Annotated in this window: 13 protein-coding genes; 7 read left to right on the forward strand and 6 right to left on the reverse strand. The window is 43.9% G+C overall.

Annotation, left to right across the window (positions count from 1 at the left end; all coding sequences use genetic code 11):
- Positions 1-237 precede the first annotated feature (237 nt).
- Positions 238-876 (forward strand): hypothetical protein, encoded by a 639-nt coding sequence (locus ACTXGF_RS15540; RefSeq protein ID WP_443535201.1) that lies wholly within the window; start codon positions 238-240, stop codon positions 874-876.
- Between the two features lie 111 nt (positions 877-987).
- On the opposite strand, the gene hemJ is transcribed toward ACTXGF_RS15540, so the two are convergent.
- The 6 genes from hemJ to serB all read right to left on the reverse strand — a co-directional run bounded on the left by hemJ (position 988) and on the right by serB (position 6764).
- Positions 988-1422 (reverse strand): protoporphyrinogen oxidase HemJ, encoded by a 435-nt coding sequence (gene hemJ, locus ACTXGF_RS15545; RefSeq protein WP_057762639.1) that lies wholly within the window; start codon positions 1420-1422, stop codon positions 988-990.
- 40 nt (positions 1423-1462) lie between these two features.
- Positions 1463-2626, reverse strand: a complete 1164-nt coding sequence (bioB, locus tag ACTXGF_RS15550; RefSeq protein ID WP_443535199.1) for a biotin synthase BioB — start codon at positions 2624-2626, stop codon at positions 1463-1465.
- A 245-nt stretch (positions 2627-2871) separates the two neighbouring features.
- Complete coding sequence (locus tag ACTXGF_RS15555) at positions 2872-3378, reverse strand: SCP2 sterol-binding domain-containing protein (RefSeq protein WP_102090478.1); 507 nt, start codon at positions 3376-3378, stop codon at positions 2872-2874.
- 206 nt (positions 3379-3584) lie between these two features.
- Positions 3585-3977: an AciT family ciprofloxacin tolerance protein gene (aciT, locus tag ACTXGF_RS15560; protein WP_224737784.1), complete on the reverse strand. Its 393-nt coding sequence runs from the start codon at positions 3975-3977 to the stop codon at positions 3585-3587.
- Between the two features lie 283 nt (positions 3978-4260).
- Positions 4261-5256, reverse strand: a complete 996-nt coding sequence (locus ACTXGF_RS15565) for a DUF368 domain-containing protein (RefSeq protein ID WP_443535197.1) — start codon at positions 5254-5256, stop codon at positions 4261-4263.
- Positions 5257-5573: 317 nt separating this feature from the next.
- Positions 5574-6764 carry a phosphoserine phosphatase SerB gene (gene serB, locus ACTXGF_RS15570; protein ID WP_443535195.1) on the reverse strand — a complete coding sequence of 397 codons (1191 nt, stop codon included), beginning with the start codon at positions 6762-6764 and terminating at the stop codon, positions 5574-5576.
- Between the two features lie 435 nt (positions 6765-7199).
- On the opposite strand from serB, the gene ACTXGF_RS15575 reads away from it, so the two are divergent.
- From ACTXGF_RS15575 to ACTXGF_RS15600, 6 genes are all read left to right on the forward strand, one after another.
- Entirely contained in the window at positions 7200-8657 is a 1458-nt protein-coding gene (locus tag ACTXGF_RS15575) for a hypothetical protein (protein ID WP_443535194.1), read from the forward strand.
- Between the two features lie 186 nt (positions 8658-8843).
- On the forward strand, positions 8844-9080 hold the full coding sequence (locus tag ACTXGF_RS15580; RefSeq protein WP_057761656.1) for a PA3496 family putative envelope integrity protein: 237 nt from the start codon (positions 8844-8846) through the stop codon (positions 9078-9080).
- Positions 9081-9370: 290 nt separating this feature from the next.
- Positions 9371-9928: a UPF0149 family protein gene (locus ACTXGF_RS15585; protein WP_101206057.1), complete on the forward strand. Its 558-nt coding sequence runs from the start codon at positions 9371-9373 to the stop codon at positions 9926-9928.
- A gap of 108 nt (positions 9929-10036) precedes the next feature.
- Entirely contained in the window at positions 10037-10477 is a 441-nt protein-coding gene (locus tag ACTXGF_RS15590) for a YbjQ family protein (RefSeq protein WP_057761652.1), read from the forward strand.
- Positions 10478-10585: 108 nt separating this feature from the next.
- A complete protein-coding gene (locus ACTXGF_RS15595) occupies positions 10586-11092 on the forward strand; it encodes a YbjQ family protein (protein WP_102090473.1) in 507 nt (168 codons plus the stop codon).
- 305 nt (positions 11093-11397) lie between these two features.
- Positions 11398-12321: a bile acid:sodium symporter family protein gene (locus ACTXGF_RS15600; RefSeq protein WP_443535191.1), complete on the forward strand. Its 924-nt coding sequence runs from the start codon at positions 11398-11400 to the stop codon at positions 12319-12321.
- Positions 12322-12501 lie beyond the last annotated feature (180 nt).

The raw sequence follows: 12501 nt of genomic DNA on the forward strand, positions 1-12501 counted from the left end.
CTAAAGCATAGCTATTGTCTTCATATTATCTAAACTTCTAATTTAAGTGTCATTTTAAATTTCACTTGACGTGCCTCTCCAATATCGTCATCTATCAGTATATTTATACCGTCTATCACCTATCGCAGGCGAATAGTGCTTGCAGATTTGTGCGCAAATGGTTTATAAGTAGGATTATAAAATTTATCTTCTTATTATTGATACTGTCATTGAGATCTAGTTGACAAGGAGTTAGTCATGCTGCGTTTGTCTATACCGTCAGTCGCCGCGTCATGCGGTTTTTTACTATTTACCTGCGGCATGGTAGGACAAGCTCATGCAGATAGTATGAGTATGCTTATCGCCCAAAAATCTATTCAATCAACGACGAATACGTCCTATCGTTATCCTGAGGTACAGCGTTCAGCACCTACAGTCTTACCAGCGTTTTTATCAGGCAACTATGACAATGTCGATAGCGAGTATCTACCGCTATTAAGCAATGCAGAGACGCAGAGTAGTGTGGCAGCACGTGAGGTGGTCAGTACCGCCCGCAAGATGGCACTTAACGAGCGCACGATTATTCAAGGTGGCTGCTGGGACTATTTAAATGCTGTATTTAATCGGGCAGGGGTATCGCGTAATACCATACACAAAGGCACTTATGCGCAAGGGCCCTATGCTAGTAGCAGTGAGATTGAAGCAGGCGACTGGCTCTATTATATCAATCATGGCTACAATGGCGTCGAGCATAGTGGACTGTTTGTCGGTTGGGTCGATGAGCGTGCCAAGCAGGCATTGATACTGAGCTATGCTGGCGAAAATCGCCGTGAACCAGCTCGTTACCGCGTTTATGACTTAAGCAATGTTTATCAAATTATGCGCCCTAGTGTTTAGTGTTTGATATTTCCAGTTTGACAACCTGTTCTATAAGTGAATAAAAAAGCGTCCGCAACTCATTGAAGTTACGGACGCTTTTATTTTGCATGTCTAATTGGTTTTCTTATGCTAAAACGGTTTTACCACGACTAGAATGACGATAATCACTAAGGCAAAGACAGGCACTTCGTTAAACCAGCGCCAGAATTTATGCGTTTTATAATGTGGATTATCAATTAGCTTCTTACGATAAAAGCCGCAAGCACCATGATAGCCTGACAGTAGCACTACTAATAGCAATTTGACGTGTAGCCAGCCTTGGGTTTTATAGACATCCCAGCCCAGTCCTAACATCCATAGACCAAAGATCCATGTCGCTATCATCGATGGGGTCATGATGCCGCGATACAGCTTGCGCTCCATAATGGCAAAGCGCTCATGACTGATGCTATCGTCGCTCATCGCGTGATAGACAAACAGGCGCGGCAAATAAAATATCGCTGCAAACCAGCAGACCATAGAGATAATGTGTGCCGCTTTAATCCAGTTAAAATAATCTGCCATCATAGTTTCTCTTGCTTAGCTTGTATTTTTTAGCGTGGGCTTACTCTGCCAATACAACTTGTGTTTGATGACCATTCATCGCATCCATAACAGGCAGTACTTTAGGCGCTCTTGGTGCGGCAAACTGTTTGGTTAGACCAAGCTCACGCATGAGTCTGTCGTCACCTGATTGACTTGCGTTACCGGTGGTAAGAAGCTTGTCACCATAAAAGAATGAGTTAGCACCTGCCATAAATGCCAAGGCTTGCTCAGAATCTGACAGACTTTCGCGGCCAGCAGATAGACGCACGTAGCTAGTCGGGCAGCAAATACGGGCGACCGCAATAGTACGAATCCACTCAAGTACAGACAGCTGACCTTCAGCCAATACTTTGTCACCAATCGGTGTCCCTGCAATAGGCACCAGTAAGTTGACTGGAATTGACTCAGGCGCTTTTGGCATTTTTAGCAGCTCAAGTACCCAATCGATGCGATCATCACGGCTTTCACCCATACCAACGATATTACCACTACAGACATTAATGCCAGAGTTACGCACGTTTTCTATTGTATCTAAACGCTCATCATAGCTACGCGTGCTGACGACTTGTTCATAGTAGCTGCGCGAAGTATCTAGGTTATGGTTGTAGTAATCCAATCCTGCATCGGCCAACTGCGTTGCTTGATTGGTATCGAGCATACCCAGTGTCATACAAGTTTCGAGTCCCAGTGCTTTTACTTCTTTGATTAGCTCAACCACATAAGGCATGTCTTTGGCACTTGGATGTTTCCACGCGGCACCCATGCAGAAGCGCGATGAGCCACTGTTTTTGGCACGCTTGGCAGCTGCGATGACTTTATCAACTTCTATGCGCTTTTCTGCTTGTAGTTTGGTGGTGTCGCGATGATGACCTGACTGTGAGCAGTAGCCGCAATCTTCAGGGCAGTTGCCCGTTTTTATAGAGAGTAGCGTGCTGATTTGTACTTCATTAGCAGTAAAGTGCTTTCTATGGATGGTCTGTGCTTGTAATAGCAAGTCCATTAGAGGTAAGTCAAACAGTTGCGCGATTTCTTCACGGCTATACGTGGTGGCAACTTTATTATCAGTTTGAGTCGCGTCTGTAGCTAGATTGGCCAAAAAATCACTGTTGGTCGCATCTGGCTGAGTAGCTAGATCAGTTGGCTGGGTGGCGTCAGGTTCGGAGATGCTAAGCAATCCTGCCATAAGGTAAGTCCTTTTATAAGAATGAGAGGGTATTAAATAAAACCAATGTTTTTATCTATTGTCATTTATAAGGTAACAAAAAAGGTTGCCGTATAGTATACCGCAACCTTTTTAGAAAATCAGAACACTGCTAGACAGTATGTATAATTGTCACAGTAGCGCACATAAATAGTAACTATACGTTTGGCTACTTAGTTCTATATCATCCATTCTACCAATGACTACCGCTCAGTGCACCATTCTTTTTATTTACCAAGTTTGTGCTTAGCGATACCAACCCAATGCTCAGCAAATTTCTGTGCTTTATAAGCGTAAGGTTTGGCTTTTTGGATATATGGTTTGCACTCTTCTGGGATAGCTGGGACGATATGCTTAGCAAGTTTGTTGAACCACATCATTAGGCTATAGTCGCCTTCAATGCTCAAGTTACCTTCTTGTACAGCAGTCATAAAGGCAGGCAAGCTACCTTTGGTTAGCAGTCTAACGCCAGTCATAGAGTCTTTGAAAGTGATGGTCAAATCGGCTTCTTTTGCATGACCGCTTTGTTGACTAAACTGTCCATTGTCAAAGCTAAAAGAACGGGCGATATCAGACTCAGTACTAGCAAACTCAATCGTAACTTGACGATCAGCGAATAACGCTTTGACGTCTTCGTTATCGCTATCAGCTAACATAGACAGACGATAGCCAACAACAGCCAATAAAGCATCTAATGGATCAGATTTGATATCTAATACAGGAACAGTAAACATAGCAGAACTCCTAAAGAAATGAGGCATAAAAATAAATCGTACTTTATACCAGTTTTCATGACAAATATATAACTGGATTATAAACTATCACAGGGTGTCAACTCTTTAGGAGTTAAGTAGAGAGCGTTAAGTATCTTGTAACATTCGATGTCACTGACGTAAGTAAGGTGTTGATATAAAAAAACAGAGGTATAAATAGGACAGTTTTAACGGAAACGTGGCTGATAATTATCATCGTAGACAGGAGTGTGTTCGATATAGCGTGCGGCTTCTAGCTCACGTTGCTGACTAACTGTCTGACTCACGTCATCATAGCGTAATGCTCGATACAGTACCCAAGCTGCTAACGGTAACCAACTGATGCCCATAGCGATGATATAGCGATGCCATGACGATAGCTCCATCAACATAGGACGACCTGCTAATATATTTTGAATCAACTCAACGGTGAACCAGTAAGCCATACCGCCAAACAGATAGAGCAGTAGCCAACGATATGACGACAAGGCGAGCACCACTACTAAACTGGCTAGCAGTCCATAACCCAGCCATGCCGCGCCGCTCCATGCCTCTACACCGATAAAAGAAAATATAGTCATTAACATCATTCATCTCGCTATTCATAAGGTGAATTCCAATGAGACTATTATGAGAGGTTATTGAGTAAAGCTGAAGAGGGTACAGGCGACTTTGCGACAACCGTTGACGTTTGGTTTTTTGGCTTGTTTTTGCGATATTTGATGGCTAGGTTTTAGGCTAAGCGCCGTGAGGAGTGGCGCTTATTTTGAGTAATACGGAAATGGTTTTGCTAGTCTAGGAAGACGTTTATTAGCTAGCAGACCGAGCCAAACTAGCAAACAGGACTGACAGTTCGTCGAATACTTAGACTCGATTGGTACGATTACCCCACCACGATAATAGCGAAACTAAGATGGCACCGAGTAGCATAAGTCCTACTGTCGTTGACCACTGTGCGCCAGTCGGGTATTGCCACGGCATGACATTATGGACAGCTTCAGTGTTGAGAGAGCCTAGCGCATCTACTTTCCATGGCCATACTTTTATTAGAGAGCCTGCAATAAAGCCTGTCAGCAATGCCAAAGTAGCTTGGTAATAATGCGACAGTAGCCATTTAAGTGCGCGCGTGAATAGCAGTAGCCCAGTTGCCATGCCCGCAATGACTGTGAAAATGGCACTCAGATTCATCGTGTCGACTGCTTCTAATACCGCATCGTAAGCACCTAGCAATAGTAAAATAAACGACCCTGATATCCCCGGTAGGATCATGGCACAAATAGCAATTGCCCCTGCAAAAAACAGATACGGTAAGCTTGGTGTGGTCGTGAGTAACGGCATACTACTGATAACCACAGCGACAATAAGCCCAGTCGCAAACAGTGCGACACGTCCTATATTCCAGCGCTTAATTTCACTAAGTAAGATAAACACCGTTGCGACGACCAGTCCAAAAAAGAACGACCAAATAAGCAATGGTTGGTTGTCCAATAAATGCTTAATGATACCGGCCAACGTCGCAAAGCTAGTGGCAATGCCTAGTAGCAAACACAATAGAAATGTCGCGTCTACTTGTCGCCAAATCGCCGCGAATCCTTTGATGCCACCTTCTTGACGAAATATCGTCCAAAGATTGGGGCCGATACTGCCAAGTGCGTTAATCAAGCGCTCGTAGATCCCTGCAATCAACGCAATGGTGCCGCCAGAGACGCCAGGTACGATATCAGCTGCTCCCATGGCCATACCTCTGACATAGATACCTACCAGCTGTTTTGGGCTATCGGTACGTACAGGTACCGTATCTGGCTCTAATGGTGTTGGCGCTGACGGCTGAGTTGGCCGTGGAGATTGTGGTGCCATCATGGGCATTCCTTTATCGTTTAAAAATAAATGTTATCTGAAAATAAGCATTAGATGAAAACAGGCGTGAGCTAAACATCAGCGTACATAGCAGATTTTATTAATTATTATCACGTACTAGGGAGTTTCTTCCATTTACTCGATAAGCATCTAACTGGTCTAAAAATGGCTAAATCTTGTCAGACATCGTCGAATAGCTGGTTAATATATCGATATTATCTACGCTACTTTTATTTTTTAAGCCACGCCCTAAAGCATAAAAGCCAGATTAATGACAAAACATTAACCTAGCTTATGAAATGGCATAAAGCGTCCTGCAATTACTCAGTAGGCGCCAGTGTTGGATAGCCAAGAGCGTACAATGTACCTTCAAGCCCTGTCACGTTGATAGCGGCATCAGCACGTGCTTGAACGATTGGTTTGGCATGATAGGCCACACCCAAATCGGCCAGCGCCATCATCGGTAAGTCATTAGCACCGTCACCGACACAGACCACTTGTGACATCTCAATGCCCAAGCGCTCAGCGGTATGCTCAACGATAGCGGCTTTTTTGGCACCATTGACAATAGGCCACTGTACATGACCAGTGACTTCACCTTCCTCGATATCTAGAGCATTGGCATGCACTTCATCGATACCAAGCTGCTCAGCGATGTAACGAGCAAAATAAGTGAAGCCGCCTGATACTAGCACCGTATGATAACCCAGTGCTTTTAGCGCACTGATCGTCGTGCGCGCACCAGTCGATAACGTTAGACGACTACAGATATCATCCAGCACATCAGTAGAAGTGCCTTTTAGCAAGGCCACACGCTGAGCAAATGATTCATCAAAGTCAATCTCACCGCGCATTGCGGCTTCAGTGATGGCTTCCACTTCTTCACCAATTCCAGCCGTTTTTGCCAGCTCTACGATGACTTCTTGCTCGATCAAGGTTGAATCCATGTCAAAGCAGGCAAGCTTGTGTGTCCGCAGCATATGACCAACAGACAGAATATGACAGTCCACGACGTTTATGTTGCCTGTGCTATCTGCACTGCGTGTATTGTTATATTCTTCAGTTAGGTCACGACGCAGGCGAGCGGTCAGCTGATCATCAATAATGTGAGCGGCTGCTGTTTTTTTGCCAGGATGCATTAGTGTGTCAGTGACTGGCACTAACAGATAACGGTAGACCTGAGTATGGGTAAAGGGTAGGCGCTGTGCGTCCGCTGCTGTGGGCTCTGTATCAGATACCGTGATATTGACGAAGCTAGCGTCAGTATCTTCGGCAACGGTCACTAGATGCCAACTTGGCTGTTCGTCGACCCACGACTGAACGTACTGATGAATATCTAATGCGGACACCTGAGTCGGTAGTACTACGATGAGCGCAAAAACAGGTAGCGACTGTAGCGCATCAAAGTCTTGCAAATTGGTATCTTCGGGTAATAATGCCGCAATAGAATCAACGGCTTGTTGCCATGCTTTGCTGTCTTTTGGTAACGAATAAGATGTATTTTTTGGCATGGCTCAATTGTCCCTTGTATGCTCATATAAGATTAGGAATAATAACAGTTTTACTGGGCAGCGCCTATAGATGACGCGCAAAGTAACAATGATGCTAAAAAACAGATTTTATGGCGTAAGAAGCCATAGAAAATGCAATAAAGTTATTATGATAAATTTATAAAGCGCTCACGCTATAAGGCTTATTATGGTGATATAGTAGATGAGATAAGCTGGCTTGTTTACCGACGGTGCTTTCTTATTAATGATGCCTTCGCAAAAGATTGCGAAGCTGGCAACAATATTGATGGTGTCGATAGTCGTTAATAATCAATACTGCTTTATAACTATGTGCGCATTACAGTTGGCGCACATCACAATTGTTTAAAAATTAGCCAAAAAATGAGCAGTAGCCTCGTTTTTTAATTTCTTCTCTCCAAAAAAGTTTAACATATCATGACGTATTTAGCGCCGCGGCAAGGGTTGTTTGCCATTATTCTTCTGGTTAGTTTTTGTTTGCAGACGCTGTTATTGGTCATTAGTACTGACCAACAGCTGAGCAATAGTCGTGCGTTAAAAGGTGAGCAGATGGTCGCCCAGCTGATTGATGAAGCAAGGTTGTCTTTAGAAAATAAAGACCGTGTGAGCTTAAGCGTTATTGCCAATCGCTATACCAGCGAGCAAGACGTCACACGGATACTGATTAAGGACAACAACGACGATATCTTGGTGCCAGTAGGCAATGCGCCAATGCAGCAAGGTGACACCATTCGTCAAATCGCCACTAATGGCGATGCAGTCATCGGTAGCGTTGCACTGACTTTGAAAGACGTCAGCAAAGGCGAGATTATCGCCATGCAATGGCCGTTTGTTATTGGCACTATGCTGCTACATTTACTGCTGTGGTTGATTTATGGTTACCTCGCTCGTCCGACCAAAGAGCAAATCAATGCATTGAGTCGAGATATCCAAGAGCTGTATCGTGACCAATACAGACCAGTCGATCAACGCGGCTACGACCGTGAACTTGAGCGCCAATCAATGGATCAATCAGCGTCTCATTTAGCAGACAGTCAAGTAGCGACGGATAATACGGCTAATGCTACAGATGACGAAGTGACTAATGCACGCAAATTCAATGTGCATAATGAAGTGAACGAGTATCTTAGAACTCAGCAAAACCAAGAAACAGGTAGTGATACTGACAATCTAGCGAGTGCGGGTGAAGGTAGCGAAAGCGAAATAGCAGATACAGACGGTGTTGCTTCTCAAGTTACCAGCCATACGTCTAAGCTATCTGCCACACGGTCTGTTGATAGCGTCAAAGTTCAAGTGGTATTCCATGATGAGTTCAATATGCTTGAACGCCTTGCACCTGCGCAGCGTCTACCTTATCTGGCGCTCTGCACCCAGCTGCTGAATCAAGCCGTGACTGAGCTACTAAGACAGCCATTGCTACTGGGCGTGAGTGCGATGAATGAAGCGCACTTTGAAGATAATGGCGCAAGTGTGGTACTAAAGGCTGATAATAGCCATGCAAAAGTAGCGCTCGCAGGCGTGATGCTTGCCAAGCTATACTTAATGCTCAACAAAATCATCCACGACAAGCATATTGAGCTGTCGCGCTTTGCTTTGCCAGCGAAAGCGGGCGTGAGTGATGACGCGCAGTCAGAGCCAATGACCCATTTGCTCCAGAGTATCGGCAAAAAAGAGCAGCTATTAATACTATTGCCAAATGCCGGTCTCAAGCAAATCAGCAATCATGTACAAGTACATAACATTATGCGTCCAACCACTGTCTATGAGCGCGAGTGTGCGATATTTGATGGGGCTAACGACTCATTGATTCAGCGTTTGGCTGATGTGCGCAACGCAGTTCTGATGATTGAAGATGAGGATGAGCTACACATTTAATGCCCACTGTATTTGGTCATTTATATTACAATTGTCTGTTATATAGCCTACTGGACTATCTTAATCGTAGAGTTGAAATGTACCATATTGCGAAAAAGGATTGACAACATTCAATAGAGACTTTATAAGGCATATATATATTGATGTATTCTTAATACCCTTGCCTAAAAATGATAGGAGTTTGTCATGAGTGACGCTGATATTGACGACGATTTTGATGATGATTTTGTCGACGATGATGATGCAAAGATGGTTGAAGAAGCTGAGACGAGCGTACGTACACGTTTAAGTAGTCTTGAAAAACGTCGGCTAATCGATAATTTGCTAGAAGAAAAGCGTTTGGCTAAAGAGTTAAAAGACGATCTAGACGACATAGACAACTTCGATGAAGACGGCGATGATTGGGATGATGATGATTTTTAATTTGTTGGCATCAGTCGTTTCAGTGGACTAAAGTGCTCTAGTGGCTACTTTTACAGCAGTGGCTACTTTAATGATTGAAATCATTTAAACAGTCCAATTGGTTGTCTGCTGTTTGCTACTTTTCTATGGTTGCTTGCAACCAGTTCATCTCGATAATACTTGCCTGGTAGAGGTTGCTTGAGTTTGGTTAATTAAGCAGCCTTTAATCTTAAACCAAGTACTCGTCCTCTTTTATTTAACCGATCGCCCACTGCGATTGATGACATCTATCTGCTAAGGAAAACCAAATTATGAGTAACCAACTAAGTTTTGATGAATTACTAGACTATTTGGACAATCAAGAAAGCCAGTTCGTGCTAGATAGTGTCGCAGCGCATGGTTTTTTGACGGCGACAGTCATCGGTCGTCCATTGCCTAACTGGATGGATGCCCTCTTTGAAGGTCACGTGAGTGAGATTCCAGACAACGTCATCGACGGCATAAAACGCTGGCGCGATTCGATTATGGCTGAGCTAAAAAACGAGACGCCTATTGAATTACCATTTGGTGAAGATGCTGGCAACGAAGAAGTGGCGGTTGATTTCTCTGACGAATCAGACATCGTTGCTTGGTCAATTGGTTTTGTCGATGCCATGTATGGTGACGAAGCAAGCGATTGGTTTGAAGATCAAGAAACGGCAGAAGACGTGGCAGTATTGACCTTGCCAATGATCGTACTAAGCGGTATCGATGATGAAGATCCAGAGCTGTCTGAGATGCGTAAAGACGAAGACAAAATGGTACAGATGGCCAATAGCATCGAAGGCAATTTGACTGAATTGTTCTTATTGTTCCATACCAACGATTAATAAAGCTTAGAAGCAGCGCCGCTAGCAGTGCTGTTTCTGTCTTGTCTATGCTGTATCGCAGCGCTTTGGTTTACCATGTATTTTATAAGTCACCGATAAGGTCATCCTATGACTGTGCAACTCTCTAACCTTGAACACTTACCTAATTATCAAATCACTGAACGCCTAGACGTGGTGTACGGTAGTACCGTGCGCTCAAAGCACGTGGGTAAGGATTTGTTTGCTGGGTTAAAAAACATCGTTGGCGGCGAGCTGACGGCTTATACCGAGCTATTAGAAGAGTCACGCCAAGAAGCAATCGATCGCATGATTGTCAAAGCAGAGGCGCTAGGTGCTGATGCGGTGGTCGGTCTGCGTTTTTCGACTTCTAGTATCGCCCAAGGTGCATCAGAGCTGTTTGTCTATGGTACGGCGGTCAAGGTCGCGCCGATATCACAGCAGCAATATCAAAACCCACCAAGCGATGGTTACAACCATTCTAGTCAAAACACAAATACTCAGACCCAAGTCGCACCCGATGATTTACCGCGTTTCAATCCTTTTGGTTAATCCTATAATACTGAAAGCTACAATACTAAAAACTACAATACTAAAAACTACAATACCGAATCCTATAATGCTAAAAGCACCGATGCTTTTTACGATGAGAAACGTGCTATGAATGATTCACTCACGCAAGTGCTCATCAACTATGGGCCGTTTGTCTTCTTATTCGCGGCTGGCTGGTTCTTCGGGTCACGCCATGAGCGTCAGCATTTGGCACAGCTAACAGTAGCAGAGCAAGCATTGGGCGATATCACTGTCTCAAGCGAACGTCTATATCGTCCCAAGTTAGCAGCGGGCAGTGAAGGCGAGCTGGTACTTGGTAGTGTCGTCATCGCTCAAGATTATTTCAAAATGATCATCGCTCGCGTATTAAGTGTCTTTGGCAAAAATTTAACCACCTATGAGACTTTGCTAGATCGTGCGCGCCGCGAAGCCATTGTTCGTATGCGGACTGAGGCAAAAGCCAAAGGCTACACGCATATCTATGGGTTACGCCTTGAGGTAACCAATGTCAACCAATTAGGCAGTATGGTCGAAGCCATCGCCTACGGTACAGCTGTTATCAGTATTAACCATATTCACTCTACATCTGCTATAAATCATAAAATCCCCGCCTAAATCATTTCTACTTTTTTATCAAGTGTAAAAACCTATAATTGACTGACGAGTAGTCAGAAAAATCAAAACCATACACTTTTACAACGATATACTGAATTTTGCCGTTCCGTTATTATTTCGGTTCGTAGTAACCAGTTTTATCAAAAATTGTCGGTTTAAAAACACGACTGTATGAAAAAGTGTCATATAAAGAGCTGACAACGTCGGTGGCTTTTACCCAAGATATCAGCAGGATTGGCTGATTGAGCATGACGAGATTGTCATAAACCTGCCCGTGTAAGGGCTCTATCTACAAGGATGTAGTTATGGAAGGTGTTGAGTTAGTCACGTTTATAAATGCAAAAGTCATTCCCATTAGTATCTTTTTGATTATGATGGGGATGGGATTGTCCTTAGTTACCAATGATTTTAAGAGAGTCGTCAAATACCCTAAAGCAGTCGCCATAGGCTTGACCAATCAGCTAATATTTTTGCCGCTCGTAGGTTTTGCTTTGGCAACCACCATGTCTCTCGAGCCAGAGTATGCCGTTGGGGTTATGTTGCTAGTACTGTGTCCTGGTGGCACGACATCGAATCTATTTACCTATTTAGCCAAAGGTGACGTCGCACTTTCGGTCACCATGACCGCTATTGCCAGTGTCATTACCGTATTTACCATTCCTATCGTTCTTAGTTTTTCGCTCGTATACTTTATGGGTGCGGGTAGTGAGTTCCAGCTGCCAGTGGTCAAGACCATGATCAGCCTAATTTCTCTGACTATCTTACCCGTCAGTATTGGTATGTTGATCAAACGCTACGCCCCTAATGCTGCAGACAAGGGACAGGTGATGGTGTCTCGCTTTGGCGTGATATTTTTGAGCTTCTTGGTACTTTTCTTAAGCTATGTGCAACGAGACATTATCGTTGAAGCGTTAATCGCTACTGGCCCTGTGGCATTGATATTGAACGTATCGACGATGGCGCTTGGTTATTACATCAGTAAATGGTTCGGTCTAAATCCTGCACAAAGACGCTCGATTACTATGGAAGTCGGCCTACAAAACAGTACGCTTTCAATGTTTATGGCACTGACGCTGTTGGCTAACTATAAGATGTCGATGACGCCAGCCATTTATACGCTAATCATGTTCTTGACCGCTGGTATCATGGTCAGAGTATTTACTGCCCAGCACAATAAAGCCAAAAGAACCGAGATAGAAAACAGTGTATTGGCAGCACGTAGAATGTAAGAGGTTTAAGATAACCGTAGTAACGCATTGTTGCGCCCGTTGAGACAGTACTTGGCAAAAATCAAAAGTGTATGGTTTAGTAAAAAAGCCCATAATCCGCTTTTTATAATGAAGCAGGTTATGGGCTTTTGTGTTTAGTGCTCGTTTTAACTCAAATCAGTTTAGCTCAAACCAGTTTAT

Origin of the sequence: Psychrobacter sp. 1Y6 (assembly GCF_052258385.2) — a bacterium.
Taxonomy (GTDB): Bacteria; Pseudomonadota; Gammaproteobacteria; order Pseudomonadales; family Moraxellaceae; genus Psychrobacter.

What these genes read in the sequence shown, in the direction of transcription:
- ACTXGF_RS15595 (WP_102090473.1), top strand. Translation starts at nt 10,586, where the DNA reads ATGAATGATTCACTCACGCAAGTGCTCATCAACTATGGGCCGTTTGTC.
- aciT (WP_224737784.1), bottom strand. Translation starts at nt 3,977, where the DNA reads ATGACTATATTTTCTTTTATCGGTGTAGAGGCATGGAGCGGCGCGGCA.
- ACTXGF_RS15580 (WP_057761656.1), top strand. Translation starts at nt 8,844, where the DNA reads ATGAGTGACGCTGATATTGACGACGATTTTGATGATGATTTTGTCGAC.
- ACTXGF_RS15585 (WP_101206057.1), top strand. Translation starts at nt 9,371, where the DNA reads ATGAGTAACCAACTAAGTTTTGATGAATTACTAGACTATTTGGACAAT.
- ACTXGF_RS15600 (WP_443535191.1), top strand. Translation starts at nt 11,398, where the DNA reads ATGGAAGGTGTTGAGTTAGTCACGTTTATAAATGCAAAAGTCATTCCC.
- ACTXGF_RS15575 (WP_443535194.1), top strand. Translation starts at nt 7,200, where the DNA reads ATGACGTATTTAGCGCCGCGGCAAGGGTTGTTTGCCATTATTCTTCTG.
- ACTXGF_RS15540 (WP_443535201.1), top strand. Translation starts at nt 238, where the DNA reads ATGCTGCGTTTGTCTATACCGTCAGTCGCCGCGTCATGCGGTTTTTTA.
- hemJ (WP_057762639.1), bottom strand. Translation starts at nt 1,422, where the DNA reads ATGGCAGATTATTTTAACTGGATTAAAGCGGCACACATTATCTCTATG.
- ACTXGF_RS15555 (WP_102090478.1), bottom strand. Translation starts at nt 3,378, where the DNA reads ATGTTTACTGTTCCTGTATTAGATATCAAATCTGATCCATTAGATGCT.
- ACTXGF_RS15590 (WP_057761652.1), top strand. Translation starts at nt 10,037, where the DNA reads ATGACTGTGCAACTCTCTAACCTTGAACACTTACCTAATTATCAAATC.
- ACTXGF_RS15565 (WP_443535197.1), bottom strand. Translation starts at nt 5,256, where the DNA reads ATGATGGCACCACAATCTCCACGGCCAACTCAGCCGTCAGCGCCAACA.
- serB (WP_443535195.1), bottom strand. Translation starts at nt 6,764, where the DNA reads ATGCCAAAAAATACATCTTATTCGTTACCAAAAGACAGCAAAGCATGG.
- bioB (WP_443535199.1), bottom strand. Translation starts at nt 2,626, where the DNA reads ATGGCAGGATTGCTTAGCATCTCCGAACCTGACGCCACCCAGCCAACT.